General features: G+C 69.1%; 19 protein-coding genes. 7 read left to right on the forward strand and 12 right to left on the reverse strand.

The window, feature by feature from the left end; all coding sequences use genetic code 11:
- Positions 1-434 precede the first annotated feature (434 nt).
- Both AC5P1C_RS01945 and AC5P1C_RS01950 read left to right on the forward strand, forming a co-directional pair.
- Positions 435-2,249, forward strand: a complete 1,815-nt coding sequence (locus AC5P1C_RS01945) for a pectate lyase-like domain-containing protein (protein ID WP_493863865.1) — start codon at positions 435-437, stop codon at positions 2,247-2,249.
- Positions 2,250-2,631: 382 nt separating this feature from the next.
- Positions 2,632-2,904 (forward strand): hypothetical protein, encoded by a 273-nt coding sequence (locus AC5P1C_RS01950; protein ID WP_493863866.1) that lies wholly within the window; start codon positions 2,632-2,634, stop codon positions 2,902-2,904.
- A 94-nt stretch (positions 2,905-2,998) separates the two neighbouring features.
- Here AC5P1C_RS01950 and AC5P1C_RS01955 read toward each other — a convergent pair whose 3' ends face one another.
- Genes AC5P1C_RS01955 through AC5P1C_RS01975 form a run of 5 tightly spaced genes read right to left on the reverse strand, consistent with a single transcriptional unit; the run spans position 2,999 to position 6,997 of the window.
- Positions 2,999-3,328 (reverse strand): putative quinol monooxygenase, encoded by a 330-nt coding sequence (locus AC5P1C_RS01955; protein WP_493863867.1) that lies wholly within the window; start codon positions 3,326-3,328, stop codon positions 2,999-3,001.
- 35 nt (positions 3,329-3,363) lie between these two features.
- Positions 3,364-4,389 (reverse strand): NAD(P)-dependent alcohol dehydrogenase, encoded by a 1,026-nt coding sequence (locus tag AC5P1C_RS01960; RefSeq protein ID WP_493863868.1) that lies wholly within the window; start codon positions 4,387-4,389, stop codon positions 3,364-3,366.
- Positions 4,386-5,144, reverse strand: a complete 759-nt coding sequence (locus AC5P1C_RS01965; RefSeq protein ID WP_493863869.1) for an iron-sulfur cluster assembly protein — start codon at positions 5,142-5,144, stop codon at positions 4,386-4,388. Before AC5P1C_RS01965 ends, AC5P1C_RS01960 begins: the two co-directional genes overlap by 4 nt.
- 1 nt (position 5,145) lies before the next feature.
- On the reverse strand, positions 5,146-6,144 hold the full coding sequence (locus AC5P1C_RS01970) for an amidohydrolase family protein (RefSeq protein ID WP_493863870.1): 999 nt from the start codon (positions 6,142-6,144) through the stop codon (positions 5,146-5,148).
- 58 nt (positions 6,145-6,202) lie between these two features.
- On the reverse strand, positions 6,203-6,997 hold the full coding sequence (locus tag AC5P1C_RS01975; protein ID WP_493863871.1) for an acetoin reductase: 795 nt from the start codon (positions 6,995-6,997) through the stop codon (positions 6,203-6,205).
- Positions 6,998-7,247: 250 nt separating this feature from the next.
- On the opposite strand from AC5P1C_RS01975, the gene AC5P1C_RS01980 reads away from it, so the two are divergent.
- Positions 7,248-9,122: a sigma-54-dependent Fis family transcriptional regulator gene (locus AC5P1C_RS01980; RefSeq protein ID WP_493863872.1), complete on the forward strand. Its 1,875-nt coding sequence runs from the start codon at positions 7,248-7,250 to the stop codon at positions 9,120-9,122.
- Between the two features lie 24 nt (positions 9,123-9,146).
- Here AC5P1C_RS01980 and AC5P1C_RS01985 read toward each other — a convergent pair whose 3' ends face one another.
- The 4 genes from AC5P1C_RS01985 to AC5P1C_RS02000 form a co-directional block, all read right to left on the reverse strand.
- Positions 9,147-9,647 (reverse strand): UTRA domain-containing protein, encoded by a 501-nt coding sequence (locus AC5P1C_RS01985; protein WP_493863873.1) that lies wholly within the window; start codon positions 9,645-9,647, stop codon positions 9,147-9,149.
- A 315-nt stretch (positions 9,648-9,962) separates the two neighbouring features.
- On the reverse strand, positions 9,963-11,360 hold the full coding sequence (locus AC5P1C_RS01990; RefSeq protein ID WP_493863874.1) for a class I SAM-dependent RNA methyltransferase: 1,398 nt from the start codon (positions 11,358-11,360) through the stop codon (positions 9,963-9,965).
- A 105-nt stretch (positions 11,361-11,465) separates the two neighbouring features.
- Positions 11,466-13,514, reverse strand: a complete 2,049-nt coding sequence (locus AC5P1C_RS01995; protein WP_493863875.1) for an APC family permease — start codon at positions 13,512-13,514, stop codon at positions 11,466-11,468.
- 61 nt (positions 13,515-13,575) lie between these two features.
- Positions 13,576-15,861, reverse strand: coding sequence for an MMPL family transporter (locus tag AC5P1C_RS02000; protein ID WP_493863876.1), 2,286 nt, complete (start codon positions 15,859-15,861; stop codon positions 13,576-13,578).
- Between the two features lie 241 nt (positions 15,862-16,102).
- On the opposite strand from AC5P1C_RS02000, the gene AC5P1C_RS02005 reads away from it, so the two are divergent.
- The 4 genes from AC5P1C_RS02005 to AC5P1C_RS02020 all read left to right on the forward strand — a co-directional run bounded on the left by AC5P1C_RS02005 (position 16,103) and on the right by AC5P1C_RS02020 (position 18,146).
- Positions 16,103-16,432, forward strand: coding sequence for an ArsR/SmtB family transcription factor (locus AC5P1C_RS02005; protein WP_493863877.1), 330 nt, complete (start codon positions 16,103-16,105; stop codon positions 16,430-16,432).
- On the forward strand, positions 16,432-16,671 hold the full coding sequence (locus tag AC5P1C_RS02010) for a hypothetical protein (RefSeq protein WP_493863878.1): 240 nt from the start codon (positions 16,432-16,434) through the stop codon (positions 16,669-16,671). The genes AC5P1C_RS02005 and AC5P1C_RS02010 overlap by 1 nt, the downstream gene beginning before the upstream one ends.
- A gap of 129 nt (positions 16,672-16,800) precedes the next feature.
- Entirely contained in the window at positions 16,801-17,469 is a 669-nt protein-coding gene (locus tag AC5P1C_RS02015) for a potassium channel family protein (RefSeq protein WP_493863879.1), read from the forward strand.
- On the forward strand, positions 17,469-18,146 hold the full coding sequence (locus AC5P1C_RS02020) for a potassium channel family protein (protein ID WP_493863880.1): 678 nt from the start codon (positions 17,469-17,471) through the stop codon (positions 18,144-18,146). Before AC5P1C_RS02015 ends, AC5P1C_RS02020 begins: the two co-directional genes overlap by 1 nt.
- Before the next feature lie 140 nt (positions 18,147-18,286).
- Here the strand turns inward: AC5P1C_RS02020 and AC5P1C_RS02025 are convergent, their stop codons facing one another.
- The 3 genes from AC5P1C_RS02025 to AC5P1C_RS02035 form a co-directional block, all read right to left on the reverse strand.
- Complete coding sequence (locus AC5P1C_RS02025; protein WP_493863881.1) at positions 18,287-18,997, reverse strand: DUF3159 domain-containing protein; 711 nt, start codon at positions 18,995-18,997, stop codon at positions 18,287-18,289.
- A 3-nt stretch (positions 18,998-19,000) separates the two neighbouring features.
- On the reverse strand, positions 19,001-19,399 hold the full coding sequence (locus tag AC5P1C_RS02030; RefSeq protein WP_493863882.1) for an OB-fold nucleic acid binding domain-containing protein: 399 nt from the start codon (positions 19,397-19,399) through the stop codon (positions 19,001-19,003).
- An 89-nt stretch (positions 19,400-19,488) separates the two neighbouring features.
- On the reverse strand, positions 19,489-20,172 hold the full coding sequence (locus AC5P1C_RS02035) for a response regulator (protein ID WP_493864028.1): 684 nt from the start codon (positions 20,170-20,172) through the stop codon (positions 19,489-19,491).
- Positions 20,173-20,198 lie beyond the last annotated feature (26 nt).

Raw genomic sequence — 20,198 nt, forward strand, 5'->3', positions numbered from 1 at the left:
CTGGTCTTTATAGCAACCGTGTCGGGCGGGCGGCGGTCAGAACTTCGTCCCTGATGAGGCGTCAACCAGGTGCGCCGCGAGGGTCGTCGGCTGGCTTCCCGCGCTGCCGGACATATCACCCACGCACCAGCGATTGACGTCAACTTACCCACACAGGCACCTAGTTGACTTCTCACCACCTCAACGCCACCGAACCGGTGTGACATCGTGCGCACCCCCTTGACGCGCCTTGTCGAAGACACAACTATCCAACGCGAGAGAGCGCTCTCTCACCGACCACCGTTCAGGTTCTGAACGCGAACCGAACGCCTGCGGCACCGCTCTGCCCCACCCCACTCCAGAGGTGTGCCGCCCCCACCACCCGCCCCCACCACCACCAGCGCCACCATCAGCGCCCCGGCGAACCAACCGCCCCGCCAACAGAGGGACTTGCCATGTCCGAGCACCTGTCTCCGTCCGCCGCGAGATCCACTCTCTCCCGCCGTTCCGCCCTGGCCGCCGCTCTGGCGGTCCCGGCCACCGGCCTGCTCGCGTCCCCAGCGGTCGCCGCTCCCGACACGCCCGCGGCACAGGCCCCCGCCGCCCGCCGTCCCCGGGGTGCCGACGCCGCCGCTCCCGACTTCGGCCCGAACGTCATCGTCTTCGACCCGTCCACCGGGGGCATCCAGGCGAAACTGGACGAGGTCTTCAAGAAACAGGAGTCCGCGCAATTCGGCACGGACCGCTATGCCCTGCTGTTCAAGCCCGGCACCTACAGCGGCCTCAACGCCCAGATCGGCTTCTACACCTCGATCATGGGCCTGGGCCTGTCCCCCGACGACACGCACTTCAACGGCGACGTCACCGTCGACGCAGGCTGGTTCGACGGCAACGCCACGCAGAACTTCTGGCGCTCGGCGGAGAACCTCTCCCTCTCGCCGGTCTCCGGCGGCAACCGCTGGGCTGTCTCCCAGGCCGCCCCGTTCCGCCGCATGCACGTGCGCGGCGACCTGAACCTCGCGCCCAACGGATACGGCTGGGCCAGCGGCGGCTACATCGCCGACAGCCGCATCGACGGCACCGTCCAGCCGTACTCCCAGCAGCAGTGGTACACCCGCGACAGCTCGGTCGGCGGCTGGCTGAACGCCGTGTGGAACATGGTCTTCTCCGGTGTCGAGGGCGCCCCCGGCGACTCTTTCCCCGAGCCGCCCTACACCACCCTGAACACCACCCCGTACTCCCGGGAGAAGCCCTTCCTCTACCTCGACGGCGGCGAGTACAAGGTCTTCCTGCCCGCCCTGCGCACCAACGCACGCGGCACCAGCTGGGGCAACGGCACCCCGCAGGGGCAGTCGCTCTCGCTCTCCGCCTTCTACGTCGCCAAGAAGGGGGACAGCGCGGCCACCCTCAACGCTGCCCTCGACCAGGGTCTCCACCTCCTGCTCACGCCCGGCATCTACCACCTCGACCAGCCGATCGAGGTGAAGAAGGCGAACGCCGTGGTCCTCGGCATCGGTTACGCCACCCTCATCCCGGACGGCGGCGTCACCGCGGTGAAGACCGCCGACGTGGACGGCGTGCGCCTCGCCGGATTCCTGGTCGACGCGGGCCCGCAGAACTCCGACACGCTCGTCGAGATCGGCCCCGGGGGCGCGAGCGCCTCGCACGTCGGCAACCCGGTCACCGTCCAGGACGTGTTCATCCGCATCGGCGGCGCGGGCGCGGGCAAGGCCACCACGAGCATGGTGGTCAACAGCCGCCACACCATCGTCGACCACACCTGGGTGTGGCGGGCCGACCACGGCGAGGGCGTCGGCTGGGAGACCAACCGGGCCGACTACGGCGTCGTCGTCAACGGCGCCGACGTGCTCGCCACCGGCCTGTTCGTGGAGCACTTCAACAAGTACGACGTGCAGTGGAACGGCGAGCGCGGGCGCACGATCTTCTACCAGAACGAGAAGGCGTACGACGCCCCCAACCAGGCCGCCATCCAGAACGGCAGCCTCCGGGGCTACGCCGCGTACAAGGTCGCCGACTCCGTCACCACCCATGAGGGCTGGGGCCTTGGCAGCTACTGCTTCTACAACGTCGACCCGACCATCGTGCAGGAGCACGGCTTCGCCGCCCCGAACAAGCCGGACGTGAAGTTCCACCACCTGCTCGTCGTCTCGCTCGGCGGCAAGGGGCAGTACGCGCACGTCATCAACGCGATCGGTGCTCCCACGTCGGGCTCCGACACGATCCCGTCCAAGGTCGTCACGTATCCCTGACCTCCCTGACCTCCCGGACCTCCCGGACCTCTCTGACCTCCCGGACGGCCAAAGGTTCCGTCAGCGACCGGGCGCCGTGCGGGCGGGTGCAACGGTTCGTACCAACTCCGCACATATGTACGCACGTTGAAGGCAAGGCGGAGTAACGTCGCGACTGTGCGATAGGAGCGGCTGGGTTGACGGCGGCCGCCGCGCACCGGGTGGCGACGGCCGCCCGAGGCGCGAGGGACGAGGCTCCCCTTCGTCGCTTCCTCGCGCAATGCCCTCCATGGGTGAGATGCGGGATTTCCCACCACGAAGGGCTCTGGCGGGAGCCGCGCCGTCGGTGACGCGGCTCCTGCTGGCCACGCGACGACGGCACAGCGGTACCCGAGGGGGCAGCGTGTCAACGATGGTGATGACCGGCGGCACCTCGGGCTTCGGAGCGATCGCGGCCGAACGGCTGACGCGGTTCGGAACGGGCCTGGCCAAGGATCTCCCGCTCCCGCTCCGAACGGCCTGGTCCCTCTTCGGCGCACCGGCGCTCGGTCGGCCCCTGCGCAAGGGGCAGCTCACCTGGCCGGAGGTATCGGAGCCGGCGCGCGGGGACGGTGTGGCGCAGGCGCAGGCCCTGTGGGAGGACAGCGGAAGGCTGGTCGGACTGCCGCCGGGGTGACGGCGGGACGACGATACGGCGGCCTGACCGAACGGGCTGGACCGGCGCGAGCAGCGTGGGCTCTCCTCGATGGCGTGGCGCTCGATGGCGTCCGTCAGCTTTCGTGGACCGCCATCTCACCGAGCAGCGACCAGTCGTCCTGCGGCACCTTCACGTTGACGATCCTGGGCGTCGCGGCGAGATGGGGCGGGAGTGTCTGCTGCGCCGCCTTGAAGTGCGCCGAGCCCACGTGTGCCGCACCGGCTTCGTCGTCCCGGAAGGCCTCCACCAGTACGTATTCCGTGGGGTCCTCGATGCTGCGGGACCAGTCGAACCACAGGCATCCGGGCTCGGCGCGCGTCGCCCGGGTGAACTCCTCCACCACCTCGGGCCACCGGTCGGCGTGCTCGGCAAGGACGCGGAATTTCACGGTGATGAAAATCAAGGGGCCACTTCCTGTTTCGTCGAGAGGGGATCAGGTCACGGGGTGAGGATCGCCCGGCCGCGGATCCGGCCGCTTCCGAGATCGTCCAGGGCGTCCTGGAAACGGTCGAGAGGGTACTTGGCGGTGTGCAGGCGCACGCGGCCCTGCGCGGCGAGGACCATCAGCTCGCACAGGTCGTTATAGGAACCGACGAGGTTGCCGATGAAGTTGATCTCTGCGGAGATGATGTCGATGGTCGGTACGTCGATGTTCTCGCCGTAGCCGACCACGTGGTAGTCCCCCGCCCGGCGCAGCATGCCGACACCGTCCTTGGTGGAGCCACCCTCACCGACGAAGTCGATCACCGCCTCCGCCCCCTGCCCGCCGGACAGTTCACGCACCCGCTCCACCTGGCCGCCGTCGGCGAGGACACCGTGGTCGGCCCCGATGGAGACGGCCAGGGCCAACGCGTCGGGATTGCGGTCGACGACGACGATCTCGGCGGCGGTGATGGCCTTGAGCACCTGTACGCCGATGTGCCCGAGGCCGCCCGCGCCGATCACCACGCACCGGTCACCCGGCCGCAGCTTCCGGGCGGCCTTGGCCGCGGCGTGATAAGCCGTCAGGCCCGCGTCGGCGAGCGCCGCGACATCGGCCGGTTCGAGGGAGTCGTCGATCCGCACGACACTGCGTGCGGAGGTCTTCAGGTACTCGGCATAGCCACCGGCCGTGTCGATGCCGGGGAAGAGGTTGTTCTCGCAGTGCACGTCGTCACCCGCCCTGCACGCCCGGCACAGTCCGCAGGTGATCAGCGGGTGCACGATGACCTTGTCGCCCTCGGAGACATTGGTGACGGCGCTGCCGACCGCGTGGACCCAGCCGGCGTTCTCGTGTCCGATCGTGTAGGGCAGTGCCACTCCGGACTTCTGCGCCCACTGGCCCTCCAGGATGTGGATGTCGGTGCGGCACACGCCCGCACCTCCGATCCTGACGATCACGTCGTACGGGCCGGTGATCTCGAGGGCCGGGACCTCGGCCATCTCGAGGTTCTTGCCGTAGCCCACGACCTGGACTGCTTTCACGAGACGTTCTCCTTCGGTGGAGCGGTGAGGTGGAGGGGTTCTTGCGCGTGCGGGGACTGGTCGGCAGCCGACTGCGGATACCGCGTACGGAGCAGGCCCCGGCAGAAGTGCGCGTTGCCCTCGATCGACACCCGGACCGCACGGGCGAAGCGCAGCCGGAGCGGGATCTCCCCCGGCGGGTAGCGGCGCCCGTCGTCGTCCACCAGGACCGGGTCGGACTCTGTCACCCCGAGGCCCAGCGCCGCGCGCCGCCGCAGCAGCGCGCGGGAGGCCGTCGTGTCGGGGAGGTCTCCGAGGACCACGTCCTGGAGATCCTCCTCGGCGAGGTCCGGATTCTCGCGGAGCACGAGAGCCAGCGCGCGCTCCATCGCCGCGGTGTGCGCCTTGCGGCGGAACGTCAGCCGCAGCGCTTCGAGGTCCTTCTCCGCCTCGTCGCCGAAGGTTCCGCGGTAGCCGGCGTCCGCGGCGAGCCCGCGGTTGATCAGGTCCGAGTCGTGGTGGTCGTCGAGCATCACCACGACATCCCGTGTCCAGGGCAGTGCCGTCAGCGCGTCCTTGGAGTCCGAGGCCATCAGGTAGGCGAAGTTCGGCGAACAGAAGGAGGTGGGGAGCCTGAGGCGGACGGTGAGCGCTCCGTCGGGGGTCACCGTCACGGAGCGTACGAAGCCGAGGTCGGTGATCGGTTCGTCGAGCTCCGGGTCGAGGACCGCGTCGAGCGCCGCGCGAGCTGCCTGCGCCCGTGAGGCGGCGGGCATCTCAGGCCACCACCGGTTCGGCGACGCCGAGCCCGGCCGGGACCTCGATGTCGTACATGGCTGCCGCGTTCAGTCCGAGGATCTTCTTCTTCTGCGCCGTGGTGATCGGCGCGTACTCGGTCATGTCATCGGGGATCTGGAAGTCGACGAACCGCTCGATCAGCCAGCGCGGGGTCCACAGCGCGTAATCGCTGGAGAACTGGATGCGGTCCTCGTCCAGCCAGTAGAGGAGTTCGCCGATGATCTGCGCGAAGTACCGCGGCCGGCTGTGGATGAAGGGCATCGCGACCGCGAGACCCGCGTGCACGTTGGGCTCCTGCGTGGCGATCCAGCAGAAGTCCTCGAGGCGGGGCAGACCACAGTGCTCGACGACGAAGTTCATCTCGGGGAACTGCGTGGCCGCCTTGTCGACGTCCGCCACATCGAACGCGTCCCGGTCGAGCGGCCGGATCGTCGGGCCCTTGTGGACGTGGATGTTGTTGATCCCGAGCTCCTGACAGGCCTCGAGATAGCGGTACGTCCACGGGTCGTCCAGCTTGTAGCCGCGGCTGTCGCCCTTCCACTCCGCGGTGTACAGCTTCGCGCCCTTGAGCTGGAACCGCTCGGCGTCCCGGCGCAGTCGGTCGAGTCCCTTCTGCTCGTACCGCGGGTCCCAGGAGTGGTTGTACGTCAGCTTGTCCGGGTGCCGCTGTGCGAGCGCGAAGGACTCCTCGGTCTGCCCGAAGCCGTTGCGGTAGAACGCCCCGAGGCGTGCGGGCTGGAAGATGGCGTGGTCGACGTACCCCTCGACGAAGAGGTCCCTCATCAGGCGCTCGCCGCCGTAGTAGAGGTACTCCTCGTAGGGCCAGAGCTCCGACTCGGGGCTCAGGTTGCGGTGGTAGTCGTAGAAGCAGTCGATGAACTGCTTGCCGTGGATGTTGAGTTGGTTCTCGGGGCGCGCGTCCCAGAGCGCGATGTGCGCGTCCACGATGAAGTAGTTCTCGCCGTCCTTGGAATACATTTCTCTCCTCAGTTCGCGATGGACGGTTGCGACGGTCGGCGACGGTGGACGGTTCGCGTCAGGAGAACTGGATTCCGCCGTCGATCATGACGGACTGGCCGGTCATGTAGTCCGAGTCCCGCGAGGCCAGATAGGAGACGAAGGACGCGACGTCCGAGGGCTCCTCGACCCGGCCGAGTGCGATGGCCTCCGCGTACTTCTTGATGGCCCGGCCCTTCTGCAGGCCCTCGGCCTCCGCGAGGCGCTCGTCGATCAGGTCCCACATGTCGGTGCCGACGATTCCCGGGCAGTACGCGTTGACGGTGATGCCGTGCTGCGCCCACTCCATGGCCGCGGCCTGGGTCAGTCCGCGTACGCCCCACTTCGACGCCGAGTAGGCGCCGAGCAGCGCGAACGGGCGGTACGCGACGATCGAGGCGGCGCCGATGATCTTTCCGCCCCCGCCCTGGGCGATCATCTGGCGCGCCGCGGCCTGGTAGGAGAGGAAGACGCCACGCAGGTTCACCGCCATGACCTGCTCGAACTCGTCAAGACCGGTGTCGAGGAGCGAAGTGACCCTGGCGATACCGGCGTTGGCCACATAGACGTCGACCTTGCCGAAGCGACCAGCCACTTCTTCCACGAGCGCGTCGGTCTGCTCCTTGCTGGTCACATCGGCGTGCACGGCCAGCGCCCGGCGTCCGGTCTTCTCGATGCCGGCCGCCACCTCGCTCAACTCCTCGCCCATGGCGGGGAGATCGGCGACGGCCACATCAAGACCGTCCTTGGCCAGCCGCTCCGCGATGCCGCGGCCGATGCCCCGGGCCGCGCCGGTGACGATCGCGGTACGGGCTGTGCTGTCGGCGGAAGTCATAGGTGCTCCTGTGCTCGACGGAAAGCGGCCGCACCCTTCGTGCGGTGCTCGCACCCCTCGTGCGGTGCTGTCCATCAGCGTGGGGGCGGGAGGCGCCGTCGAGTTTTTCAATGTGGAACACACCCGGCCCGTCTCTGATCAAGGTCTCCGATCAGGGCGCGGAGAACGCACGGAAAAGTCGTGGCGAACCACCCGTTGACAGGTGCAAACGCGTTCGTAATATGGCGGAAACACGCTCATCGGAGGCGCCATGCTCAGTGACGGCACAGCGCGGGACCGGACCATCGCGCGAGCACGCCTGAAGTTCCTCGAGAACGCGGAGCTGCCTGCGGCGATCGTGCCCGAGGGCATCCGCAACTCCTGGCAGCGCTCCAAGCACCTGGGCATCGGCACGGACGAGGTGGTCGTCCCCTACCAGCCGGACTACGACCGGGAGAGCCGCCTGGTGCGCGCGGCCACGCCGGTCCTCGATCGCCTGGAGCAGGCGCTGGCGGGTTCGGACGCCTGCGTCATCGTGACGGACCGGAAAGGTTGGGTGCGCGACCGCCGTGTCGGGGAGAAGCGGCTCTCGGCGCACCTGGACCGGGTCCACCTGGCACCCGGCTTCAACTACGCCGAACAGTTCGTCGGTACGAACGGCATCGGGGTCGCGCTCGAGGAGCGCCGCCCCAATGTGGTCCTGGGCACCGAGCACTTCAACGAACGCCTGCAGAACGTCTCCTGCGCCGCCGCCCCGATCCGTAACTCGGTCACCGGACGGGTCGAGGGAGCCATGAACCTGACCTGCTGGAACGGCCCGGCGCGCACGCTCATGACCGCTCTGGTGCAGGAGGCAGCCGGCGACATCGAGCGCGTGATGTACGAGTTCAGCAGCTCGCACCAGCGCGCCCTGCTCGAGGCGTTCCAACAGGTCACCCACTACGGCGACCGGCCGGTGCTCTGCCTCGGCCAGGATCTCGTGCTGGCCAACTCCGCCGCTTCGGCGAGGCTCACCGGCGACGACCACCGGCTGCTGCACAAGGCCGCGGCTGAGCTGGGGCACGCACCCCGCACCCGCAAGCAGGTCCAGCTGACCGGTGGGGAAACGGTGCTGATGCGCTCCCGTCAGATCGACAGCTCCGCAGGCGCGGCGGGATACCTGCTGGAGCTGGCGTTCACGGACCGCCCGTCCGACGAGGCCGACTCCAGCGCCCGATCCGGATCCCGTGCGCGCGCCGGCACGGGCACGGGCATCGGCACCAGCGCCGGCACCCGCAGCCGCTCGCGCTCCCGTGCGGAGCAGCAGGCCGCGACCCGGCCTTGGCCGCTGCCGGGCCTGGCAGGGACGGACCCGGCGTGGAACACCGTTGCCCGTACGGTGTCGCGCTGCGCCCGCGAACGGACGCCGCTCCTGCTCCACGGCGAGCCCGGAACGGGGAAATCCGCCCTGATCCGCGCCACGCACGCGCTGACCGGAACGGCGTCGGCGCCGGTGATGGTGAACGCCGGGGCCGTTGGCGCCGACACCGACCTATCCACCGCCTTGCGGGCGGCGCCCACCGGGCCGGGCCGCGCCCTGGTCCTGCGGAACATCGACGAGGTGGCCCCCGAGCAGGGGCCCGCCGTCGCACGGGCGCTGGATGCCGCGGCGGCACAGGGCACCTGGATCGTGGGCACGCTCCACCGCGCACCGGGCGCCCCAGGCGTGCCGGAGCCGCTGAGGCGCTGCTTCGTCGAAGCGGCGGCGGTACCCGCCCTGCGGCACCGCATCGCGGACCTCCCGGCCCTGGCGGACTGTCTGCTGCAACGCATCGGCGCGGGCGTGGAGTGCGCACCGGAGGTTCTGTCCCTGCTCCGCCGGCACGACTGGCCCGGCAACATCCGCCAGCTGAATCTCGCCCTGCGCGAGGCCGCAGCGGGCCGCCGCACGTACCGCGTCGAGCTCCGCGACCTGCCGCCGTCCCTGCACAGCGCGGGCACCCGCCCGCTGAGCGCCTGGGAAGCCTCCGAGCGCGACACCTTGGTCCAGGCCCTGCTGGAGGCGGACGGCAACAAACTGCTTGCGGCCCAGCGCCTTGGCATCTCCCGCACGACGATCTACCGCAAGATGAGGGCCTACGGCATCACGCTGCCCGCTCGTCACTGAGCCGGGCCCGGCGGCGCTCGGGCGCTACATGTCGGCGCCGGTGAAAGCGCGGCGAATCGTCAGGTCCACTACGTCCGTGCCGAATTGCACGATCGAGTAGACGACAGCCGATCCGGCGGTGGTGCAGCAGGTCCGGGTGATCTGTAGCAGAGGGACGGGCTGCGAGTTCGTTCCGGTGGCGAAGGCCTCCCCCGAGAGTGCGCCCTGGATCTTCCCTTCCATGCGGTGCAGTGTCTCGCCCGACTGTCCCCAGTGGAGGCCGATGAAGTCGACCTCCACATCGTGCAGATGGGTCAGGTCCACCGTCCGTCCGCCGATCGTCTTGAGACACCAGTCGCGCAGGTGGACCGCGGGGCGCTCGTCGACGGTGAAGACGCGTTCGACGTACCAGGTCTCCGCGTCTTCGTCGGGCAGGTCGAGGTGAGCCGCGACGTCGGGATCGGGCCTGACCGAGGCGTGGTTCCAGTGGGACAGGCCGGGTTCGTGGCCCGCGTTCTTGATGATCTCCTTGCCAGGGTCGGCCACCAGGTGTATCGGCGCCAGTTCCGGTCGTTCAACGGTCGTCCGGCACGGCCTCTGGTGAGTGTGGTGAAGGCCAGGTCATCGGAGGCGAGTCCGCGCAGGGGGCGCCCGAGGGCGTCGAGGACGTTGGGCGGGAGCGGGACTTCACGTCGGCTTCGCGTCGTCTTCGGTACGGCTTGATGCCGTTGCCCGTGTCTGGACGCGGGCACCGACATCATCGCCACCACGCCCGGCAGCCACAGGGTCATCTTCCAGCGCAAGCACACCACTACGGCGAAGCCTGGTCGAGGAGACTCACCCGAACCAGAAAAGTCCAGGTCACCTGGCCTTTACTGCTGGCTCCAAAATCGCCACACACTCCACATGATGCGTCATCGGAAACAGATCGAACGCCCTCAACGACCGCACCCGATACCCCCCATCCCGGAAGTACCCCAAGTCCCGCGCCAGCGCCGCCGGGTCGCAGGCCACGTACGCGATCCTCCGTGCCCCCAGGCCCGTCAGGTGCTTCACCGTCTGCTTGCCCGCGCCCGCGCGCGGCGGGTCGAGGACGATCAGGTCCACCTCTGTGATGCCGGTGCGTGGCAGAGCCGCCTCGACCTTGCCCTGTTCGATGCGGACTCGGTCGAATGCGGCCAGGTTGTGGCGGGCGTCCTCCACCGCTCGCTTGCCGGACTCGATGCCCAGGACCGCGCCCTGGTCGCCGACCCGGTCGGCGATCGCGCCGGCGAACAGGCCCACTCCGCAGTAGAGGTCCAGGGCCGTCTCGCCCTTGCGGGGCGTCAGGCCCTGCATGACCGCGAGCATCAGCGTCTCGGCGGCCTTCGGGTGGACCTGCCAGAAGCCGCCGTTGCCGACGCGGTACGTGCGGCCGTCGGCGCGCTCGCGGACGAACGGGCGGCCGTGGACTCGGTGGACCCCGCCGTCCTGTTCGGCGATTCGGAGGACTGATACCGGCTTGTCCAGTTCGACCAGGGGGAGGCGCGCGCCCGGCTTCGGTTCCAGGATCACCTGGCGGTCCTGGGAGCCCGTGGCCGCGATCGCCTCGACCGACTCCATGCCGGACCAGTCGTGCTTCTCGATGCCCAGCTCCGAGACCCCGGGCGCCGCGATCATGCAGTGCTCGATCGGCTCCACCTCGTGCGAGCGGTGGCGGCGCAGGCCCGCGTTGCCGTCGGGGTCCACCGCGTACTGGACGCGCGTGCGCCAGGCCGGGACCTCGCCGGAGGGCAGCTTGTCGCCCTCCGCCGGGACGACCGTGCCGTCCCAGCCGGCCTCCTCGGGGGTCAGGCCCGCGAGGCGCGCCAGCTGCTCGGTGATGACCTCGCCCTTGAGGCGGCGCTGCGCGCCCGGCTTCGCGTGCTGCCAGTCGCAGCCGCCGCAGCGGCCGGGGCCGGCGTAGGGGCACGGGGCCTCGACGCGGTCCTTGGAGGGGTCGAGGACCGTCACCGCGTCCGCGCGCAGGAAGCGGGAGTCCTCGTCGCCGTCCGTCACGCGGGCGATGACCTTCTCGCCGGGGAGCGTGTGGCGGACGAAGAGGACGCGGCCCTCCGCCGTGCGGGCGACGCAGTGGCCGCCGTGCGCGACCGGGCCCACCTCGACCTCGTACTCCTGCCCGACGAGGGAGGCCGCCTGCGGCCCCTCAGCGCGCGAACCCTCCGAGCGCGAGCCCTCCTTCGAGTTCCCCACCTGCGATTTCTTCGGTTCTGCCTGCATGGCGGGGTGACTCCACTACGTAAAGGGGGATCGGCCGAAAGAAACGGCCGGACAACAGCCCACCAGTCTACGTGGGTGTTCTCCGGCCGCTCACCAGCATCATGCTCAGCCCTTGCTGGTCGGCTCCTTCGGCCTCTTCTCCACCGGGCCCCTTCGCACCGCACCCGGCGCGTTCCACTCCGACCGCTTCCGGGCCCGCTTCTTCGCGGCCTCGGAGGAGTCGAGCTGGTAGGGCACCGACGTCACCATCACGCCCGGCGTGAACAGCAGGCGGCCCTTGAGACGGAGCGCGCTCTGGTTGTGCAGCAGGTGCTCGTACCAGTGGCCCACCACGTACTCCGGGATGATCACGCTGACCACGTCGCGCGGGCTCTCGCGGCGCAGGTTCTTCACGTACTCGATGATCGGCCGGGTGATCTCGCGGTAGGGCGAGTCGAGGATCTTCAGCGGGACGGTCAGGCCGCGGCGCTCCCACTCCGCCTTGAGGGCCTTGGTCTCCGCCGCGTCGACGTTGATGCTGAGCGCTTCCAGCGTGTCCGAGCGCATCAGCTTCGCGTACGCGACCGCGCGCAGCGTCGGCCGGTGGATCTTGGAGACCAGCACGATCGAGTGCACACGGGAGGGGCGCACGCTGTCGTCGGACGGGGTGTCCGGGGCGGCGATCTCCTCGGCCACGCGGTCGTAGTGGCGGCGGATCGCGGACATCGTCGCGTAGAAGATCACCATGCCGAGCAGCGCGACCCAGGCGCCGTGCGTGAACTTCGTGACGAGTACGACGATCAGGACCATGCCCGTGAAGAAGGCACCGAAGGCGTTGATCGCGCGGGAACGGATCATGTGGCGGCGCTTTGCCTGGTCCTTCTCGGTGCGCAGATGGCGGTTCCAGTGCCGGACCATGCCGATCTGGCTGAGCGTGAAGGAGACGAAGACGCCGACGATGTACAGCTGGATCAGCTTCGTCGAGTCCGCGCCGTAGATCCAGACGAGCAGGATCGCGGCGCCCGCGAGCAGCACGATGCCGTTCGAGAAGGCGAGCCGGTCGCCGCGGGTGTGCAGCTGGCGCGGCAGGTAGCGGTCCTGGGCGAGGATCGAGCCGAGCAGCGGGAAGCCGTTGTACGCCGTGTTGGCCGCGAGGAAGAGGACCAGCGCGGTGGCCGCGGCGAGGATCATGAAGAGGAAGCTGCCGTGGCCGAAGACGGCCTCGGCGACCTGGGAGATCACCGGGTTCTGGACGTAGTCGGCACCGACCGACGCACCGTTGTGGAACAGGTCCTTGGCCGGGTTCTCGGCCATCCTGACGTTGGTCGTCATGGCGAGCGCGATGATGCCGCAGAACATGGTGACGGCCAGGCCGCCCATCAGGGCCAGGGTGCTCGCCGCGTTCTTGCTCTTGGGCTTGCGGAAGGCCGGGACGCCGTTGCTGATCGCCTCGACACCGGTGAGCGCGGCACAGCCGGAGGAGAAGGCTCTCAGGAGCAGGAAGACCAGGGCGAAGCCCGCAAGGCCCTGGTGCTCGGGCTTGATCTCGTAGTCCGCGGTGGGCGCCTTCATCGTCTCGTCGAGGATGATGCCCCGGAAGGCACCCCACGCGATCATGAGGAAGACGCCGACCACGAAGACGTACGTCGGGATGGCGAAGAGCTTCCCGGACTCCTTCACGCCGCGCAGGTTCATCAGCGTCAGGAGCACGATGACGCCGACGGCGCAGAGCACCTTGTGCTCGACGACGAACGGGATCGCCGAGCCGAGGTTCTCGATGCCCGAGGAGATCGACACCGCCACGGTCAGGACGTAGTCGACGAGCAGGGCGCTCGCGACGGTGAGTCCGGCCTTGGGACCGAGGTTGGTGTTGGCGACCTCGTAGTCGCCGCCACCGCTCGGGTAGGCATGCACGTTCTGCCGGTACGACGCGACGACGGTGAACATCAGCACGACGACCGCGACAGCGATCCAGGGGCTGAAGTGGTACGCCGACACACCCGCGATCGAGAGGACGAGGAGCACTTCCCCCGGCGCGTAGGCCACGGAGGAAAGCGGGTCGGACGCGAACACGGGTAGAGCGATGCGCTTCGGCAGGAGGGTTTCTCCGAGCCGGTCGCTGCGCAGTGCGCGCCCGATGAGGATCCGTTTGGGCACGTCGGTCAGTTTGGACACGCAGAGGATCGTAAGCGTTCGAATGGGTGCCCGCCCACCCACCACCCCCTAACCGCGCCGGTTAGCCACGACGCGCCGTCCCGGGCTCCGCCCAATGCCCGGAAAGCGGACGCTCTTCGGCGGCCTGCGGTGCTTCCGGCACCTCCCTCGCCCCGGCCCCGTACCGCCCGGCGGCACGCTCCTCGGCCCTGCGGATCGCACGGGACGGCCACCAGGTGGCACGTCCGAGCAGCAGCAGCGCCGCCGGCAGGATCATGATGCGGATCACGAACGCGTCGAGCAGGACGGCCGCCGCGAGGACGAAGCCCATCTGCTTCATCTCCAGGATGTGCAGCATCACGAAGCTCGCGAAGACGGTGACCATGACGATCGCGGCGCTGGTGACGACCTTGGCCGACGAGCTGATGCCCTGGATGACGGCCTGTCGGGTGGGTACGCCGTTCAACGCGGCCTCCCGGATCCGGCTGACCACGAACACCTGGTAGTCCATCGAGAGCCCGAACAGGATCACGAAGAGGAAGAGCGGCACCCGCGACGAGATCCCGTCGAGCGAGATGAACGAGAGCAGTTCCTCGGCCCACTTCCCCTGGAAGACCAGGACGAGCAGCCCGAGCGCGGACCCGACGGAGAGCAGGTTGAGGGCGGCGCCGAGCAGTCCGAGGACGACGGAGCGGAACGCGAGGACCGTCATCACGAAGGTCATCAGGAGCAGGAAGCCGAGGACGAGCGGCAGCTTCTGGTTCTGGTGCTCCACGTAGTCGGTGCCGCGGGGCACTTCGCCGGTGACGGCGGTCTCTACGCCGGGCAGTTTGCCGACGGTCGCGGGGAGATGGTCGTGGCGGAGGTGGTCGAGCGAAGCTTCGGCCTTCTCCGAGTACGTCGGGTGGGAGGCGTTGAGCTCCAGAGTGCTGGTCCTCCGGTCCTCAGAGGAGCGGAGGACTGGCGCACCGGAGGGGTACGAGAAGAGCGGATCGGCCTGCGCCCGGCGGTCCAGGTCCCGCAGGGCGGCCCGCACTTCGGTCGCCTGCGACGCCTCGGCCCGCACCACGACCAGGTGCCGGACGCGCTGTTCCGGGAAGGCTTCGAGCAGCCGGTCGTACCCCTTCATCGCCTCGATGTCGCGCGAGAAGCTGTCGCGTGCCGGGTTCTTGAGGTTCATGTCCAGTGCGGGCAGCGCGAGCCCCAGCATGACGAGGACCGAGAGGCACAGAGTGAGCGCGGGGTGCTTGCGGGCGGGCGCGAGCAGGGCGTTCCAGCCACGGCCCGGCTCCTTCTCGCCGTACGCCCTGCGGACCTTCTTGCCCTGGGCGATCCGCTTGGCGGCGCGGCGCTCGGTGCGGCGGCCGAGCTTGACCAGGAGCGCGGGCAGCACCGTCACCGAGCTGACCACGGCGACGGCGACCACCAGGATGGTGCCGGTGGCGAGGGAGTCGAAGATGACGTCACGCGCCAGGAAGAGCGCGGTGGTGGAGACGATCACGGCGAGTCCGGAGACCACGATGGCGCGGCCCGCCGTCGCGGCGGCGGCCTCGACCAGGGCCTCCGAGGTGAGGCGGCCCCCCGCACGGGCCCGCTCCTCGCGTTCGCGCTTGAGGTAGAAGAGCGTGTAGTCGACGCCGACGGCCATGCCGATCAGCAGGATCATGCTCATCCCGACGCCGGTGTCGGGCAGCAGGTGCGAGGCCAGCATCGCCAGGCCCATCGTCGCCATGATCGAGGTGATCGCGAGCAGCAGCGGTACGCCGACCATGACCACCGAGCCGAAGACCAGGGCGAGCGTGATCAGGGTGATGGGCAGCGTGATCGCCTCGGAGAACTGCAGGTCTTCGTTGCGCTGATCGTCGACGCCCTTACTCACGGAGGCGTCGCCGGTCTCCTCGATCACCAGGCCGGGGTGGGCCTTCGCGGCCTCCTCGGTCTGGGCCTGGAGCGGCGGGACGCTCTCCTGGTCCTCCTGCTCGGAGCCGTTCAGCTCCACCTGGACCCGCAGGACCCGCCCGTCGGCCGACTTCACCGGCCCCGCCACCGAGGCGACCTCCGGCAGCGACTTCATCCGGGCGGTGATGTCCTTCACGGCGGCGTCCGCCTCCGCCTTGTCGAGCGGTCCCGACTCGGCGCGGATCAGCACCTGTTCCGTGGGGCGCATCTGGACGCCACCCTCGGTCGCCAGGGCCTCGGCGCGGCCCGCCTCGCCGACGCGGAAGTCCTCCGACGTCGCGCTGTTCATGCCGGCGGCGATGCCGCCCCCCAGGCAGAGCACCACGAACACCAGCCACCCGACGATCGCGCGCCCTGGATGCAGTGCGCTCCATCGGGCCACGCGCACCGTGACCGATCGCTTCCCCATGACCATCCCCGCCCCTTCGTCATGCTCCAGTCCTTCATGTGTAAGTCGAGACTGACAGGTGAAGGAATGAGCCGTCAACTGTCATTCGAGGCTGGTTCGGGGGCTGATTCAAGGCTGGCTCGGGGCTGGTTCGGGGCTGGCCCAAGGCTGGACGGGCCGCCGACCTGCGGCGGATTGACAGTGGATCCCGTCATACGTAAGCCTTGACTGACAGGTTTCGGGACCAGCGAGAAGGCGGACCATGGACAGCGAAGAGCTGCTCGCCTTCCTCTCCGCGGTCGGCCACACCCAGCGCCTCCGGATCATCACCGAGCTGGCCCCGGGGCAGCTGTACGTCAGCGAACTGGCGCGGCGGCTCGGTGTCTCCCGCCCCCTGCTCTACATGCACCTCGAACGTCTGGAGAAGGCCGGTCTCGTCGTCGGCCGCCTGGAGCTCTCCGACGACGGCAAGGCGCTCAAGTACTTCGAACTGGCGCCGTTCGACGTGCGGTTGAACGTGGAAACGATCCTCGCGGCCGTCCGGCAGGACGCGGCGGACGAGGGCGCACAGCACTCACCAGAGGGGTCTTAATGGACGACGTGATCATCCCGGTCGCCTTCTTCCTGATACTCGCCGGCGCGATCGTGGCCGTCGCCTACTTCCAGTCGCAGCGCAACCGCGAGCGCGACCGGCAGTGGGCCGAGGCGATGGAGCAGTACCGCGTGGTCGTCGAACGTGCCAGGTCCGAGCAGGAGGCGGCGCGGCTGCAGCTCGTCGAGCTCGACCACCGGCTCAAGTCCGTCGAGGGTCTGCTGCGCAGCGTCGACTGATGACGTGAGGACCGGCAGGTGCACGGGGGTGCCCTCCACGGACCGCGCGTGTGTAGCTTGGGCGTCGGTCTGAGACGCTTTTACCGTTCAGCCTGAGCAAAAAGTATTGACACAGCCGGAAGGACGGGCGTGCACATCGTCATCATGGGCTGCGGGAGAGTCGGATCCGCTCTCGCGCAAACCCTGGAACAACAGGGGCACACGGTCGCCGTGATCGACCAGGACCCCACCGCCTTCCGCCGTCTGGGCTCCGGCTTCGGCGGCCGCCGTGTCACCGGTATCGGCTTCGACCAGGACACCCTGCGCGAGGCCGGCGTCGAGGAGGCAGGCGCCTTCGCCGCGGTCAGCAGCGGCGACAACTCGAACATCATCGCGGCCCGCGTGGCCCGCGAGATGTTCGGCATCGAGAACGTCGCCGCGCGCATCTACGACCCGCGCCGTGCCGAGGTCTACCAGCGCCTCGGCATCCCCACCGTCGCCACGGTCCGCTGGACCGCCGACCAGATGCTGCGCAGGCTGCTGCCCTCCGGGGCCGAGCCGCTGTGGCGCGACCCCACCGGCGGCGTGCAGCTCGCCGAGGTGCACGCGTCCGAGTCCTGGATCGGCCACAAGATCAGCCAGCTCCAGGAGGAGACGGGCGTACGCGTGGCCTTCCTCACCCGGCTGGGCGAGGCGGTCCTGCCGACCTCGCAGACGGTGCTCCAGGAGGGCGACCTGGTGCACGTGATGATGCGCACCGACGACGTCGAGAAGGTCGAAGCGGCGTTCGCCGAAGGCCCTGAGGAAGGCGGTCACTGATGAGGGTCGCCATTGCCGGAGCGGGCGCGGTGGGTCGCTCCATCGCCGGTGAGCTCCTGGAGAACGGGCACGAGATTCTGCTCATCGACAAGGCGCCGACCGCCATCTCGGTCGAGCGCGTGCCGCAGGCCGAGTGGCTGCTCGCCGACGCCTGCGAGATCACCTCGCTCGACGAGGCGGCGCTCCAGCGCTGCAACGTGGTGATCGCCGCGACCGGCGACGACAAGGTCAACCTCGTCGTCTCGCTGCTCGCGAAGACCGAGTACGGCGTTCCGCGGGTCGTCGCCCGCGTGAACAACCCCAAGAACGAATGGCTCTTCAACGAGTCCTGGGGCGTCGACGTCGCGGTCTCGACCCCGCGTCTGATGTCCGCGCTCGTCGAGGAGGCAGTGAGCGTCGGCGATCTCGTCCGGCTCCTCCGCTTCAGCCACGGCGACGCGAACCTCGTCGAGCTGACCCTGCCGCCCGAGTCGGCCCTCGCGGGCACGCGGGTCGGCGACGTCCAGTGGCCCGAGGACACCTCACTGGTGACGATCATCCGCGGCACGCGCGTCCTCGCGCCGACCGCGGATGACTCCCTTGAAGCGGGGGACGAGCTCCTCTTCGTGGCCGCCCAGGCTCGCGAGGAGCAGCTGGAGGATCTGCTTTCGGTGCGCCGGGAGGAAGCTGCGGGTTAGCCGCTCCCGCAGTACGTGGATGGGGGGTGCCCGGGATTTCCCGGGCACCCCCCATCTGTTTCAGCCCGTCCATCTGTTTCAGCCCGTCCGGCGTTTGAGGACGCGGCGAAGTCGGTGATCGACGGCAACCGGAGCCCCGGCTAGGCCCGCTCCTTCTCCTCCTTCTCCGCGGCCTCCATCTCGGCGAAGACGTCAATCGGCGGCGGCGCCTTCGCGAGGAAGACCCACGTCAGCCAGACGGCGAGCAGGAACGGCGGGATCTTCAGGGCGATCAGGACCCAGCCGAACTGGGTCGTGTCCGCCCACCAGTACAGCGGGAAGAGGATCGCGCACTTGGCGAGCAGGATCAGGCCCCAGGCCCAACTGGCCTTCGTGTACGCCTTCTTGCGGCCGGGATTGCGGGTCCGCCAGGAGAGGTTCTCCTTGAAGACCGGGCCGAGGATCAGGCCGATCAGCGGGACGCCCGCGACGGCCGTGATGATGTAGGCCAGGGCGAGGCCCAGGGTGTAGAGCATGCCCGGCAGATAGAAGTCCTTGGCGTTGCCGGTCATCATTGCGAAGACCACACCGAAGGCGACACCGAAGACGCCGCTGAAGGCGTGCTTCACGGTGTCCTTCATGACCAGGCGGACCGCCACGAGCACCAGGGACACCGCGAGGGCCGCGATGGCCGCCATGTGCAGGTCCTTGTTGATCGTGAAGATCGTCACGAAGAGGAGGCCGGGGAGAACGGTCTCCACCAAGCCCCGCACACCGCCGAAGGCCTCGAAGAGCGCGGCCTCGGTCACGGCTCTGGAATCGGCTTCCTCGTCCGTGGTTCCCTGGTCCGTCGGCTTATCGAGGGACGTCACCGGCTACTCCCGTCCGAGGGGTCTGAGTTCGTATTTCGGGTTGAAGAGCACCCGGCGGCCCCGGCTCATGGAGACCCGGCCGGACGCGATCAGCTTGCGCCCCGGCTCTATCCCCACGATGGAGCGCCTGCCGAGCCACACCACGTCCAGTGCCGCGGAGCCGTCGAACAGCTCCGCCTCCAGGGCGGGGACCCCGGCGCGTGGCCGCAGCGTGACCGTGCGCAAGGTACCAGTAACCGTGACTATCTGGCGGTCTTGGCAGTCTCCGATACGGGTACACCCAGCCGTTTCGGCGTCCTCGCGCAGCTCCTCCGACTCCAGGTCCTCCTGGGAGGACGACAGCCGGTCGAGCATGCGCCGGAAGCGGCCTGCCGGCTTCTCGGAACCAGGAACAGCACTCATACAGGAAGCGTACCGGGGGTCGCCGACAGCGCCGCAATGGGTGCGCTCATCTGTGCTTATGCCCGCTCAGCCCGACCTCGACCCTTGACTCATCGCTCGAACCTGTAACCCATTCCCGGCTCGGTGATGAAGTGCCGCGGATGCGCGGGGTCCGCCTCCAGCTTGCGGCGCAGCTGCGCCATGTAGACGCGCAGGTAGTTCGTCTCCGTACCGTACGAAGGGCCCCAGACCTCCTGGAGCAGCTGCTTCTGGCTGACCAGGCGCCCGGTGTTGCGCACCAGGACTTCGAGCAGATGCCATTCGGTGGGCGTCAGGCGCACGTCGCGCCCGTCGCGGTTGACCTTCTTGGCTGCCAGGTCGACCGTGAAGTCCTGCGTGTCCACCATCACGTCGTCCTCGCCGGCTCCGGTGGGCTCCGCCCGGCGGATGGAGGCGCGGAGCCGGGCGAGGAGTTCGTCCATGCCGAACGGCTTGGTGACGTAGTCGTCGGCGCCCGCGTCGAGCGCCTCGACCTTCTCGTCCGAGCTGTGCCGCGCGGAGAGCACCAGGATCGGGACGCGCGTCCAGCCGCGCAGGCCCCTGATGACCTCGACCCCGTCCATGTCGGGCAGACCGAGGTCGAGCACGATCACGTCGGGGTGGCGAGCGGCGGCGAGCTGGAGCGCGGTGGCTCCGTCCGGAGCCGCGTCCACTTCGTACTTGCGCGCCTTCAGGTTGATGACGAGGGCGCGTACGATCTGCGGCTCGTCGTCGACCACGAGCACCCGGGTCATCTGTACCTGCCTTTCGGGCCTTTGGG

The organism is Streptomyces sp. A18, assembly GCF_059026065.1.

Excerpts from the sequence above, each read along its gene's own strand:
- AC5P1C_RS01945 (WP_493863865.1), top strand. The coding sequence starts at position 435 with ATGTCCGAGCACCTGTCTCCGTCCGCCGCGAGATCCACTCTCTCCCGC.
- AC5P1C_RS01965 (WP_493863869.1), bottom strand. The coding sequence starts at position 5,144 with ATGCCCGCCGCCTCACGGGCGCAGGCAGCTCGCGCGGCGCTCGACGCG.
- AC5P1C_RS01970 (WP_493863870.1), bottom strand. The coding sequence starts at position 6,144 with ATGTATTCCAAGGACGGCGAGAACTACTTCATCGTGGACGCGCACATC.
- AC5P1C_RS01975 (WP_493863871.1), bottom strand. The coding sequence starts at position 6,997 with ATGACTTCCGCCGACAGCACAGCCCGTACCGCGATCGTCACCGGCGCG.
- AC5P1C_RS01980 (WP_493863872.1), top strand. The coding sequence starts at position 7,248 with ATGCTCAGTGACGGCACAGCGCGGGACCGGACCATCGCGCGAGCACGC.
- AC5P1C_RS01990 (WP_493863874.1), bottom strand. The coding sequence starts at position 11,360 with ATGCAGGCAGAACCGAAGAAATCGCAGGTGGGGAACTCGAAGGAGGGC.
- AC5P1C_RS02000 (WP_493863876.1), bottom strand. The coding sequence starts at position 15,861 with ATGGGGAAGCGATCGGTCACGGTGCGCGTGGCCCGATGGAGCGCACTG.
- AC5P1C_RS02005 (WP_493863877.1), top strand. The coding sequence starts at position 16,103 with ATGGACAGCGAAGAGCTGCTCGCCTTCCTCTCCGCGGTCGGCCACACC.
- AC5P1C_RS02010 (WP_493863878.1), top strand. The coding sequence starts at position 16,432 with ATGGACGACGTGATCATCCCGGTCGCCTTCTTCCTGATACTCGCCGGC.
- AC5P1C_RS02020 (WP_493863880.1), top strand. The coding sequence starts at position 17,469 with ATGAGGGTCGCCATTGCCGGAGCGGGCGCGGTGGGTCGCTCCATCGCC.
- AC5P1C_RS02030 (WP_493863882.1), bottom strand. The coding sequence starts at position 19,399 with ATGAGTGCTGTTCCTGGTTCCGAGAAGCCGGCAGGCCGCTTCCGGCGC.
- AC5P1C_RS02035 (WP_493864028.1), bottom strand. The coding sequence starts at position 20,172 with ATGACCCGGGTGCTCGTGGTCGACGACGAGCCGCAGATCGTACGCGCC.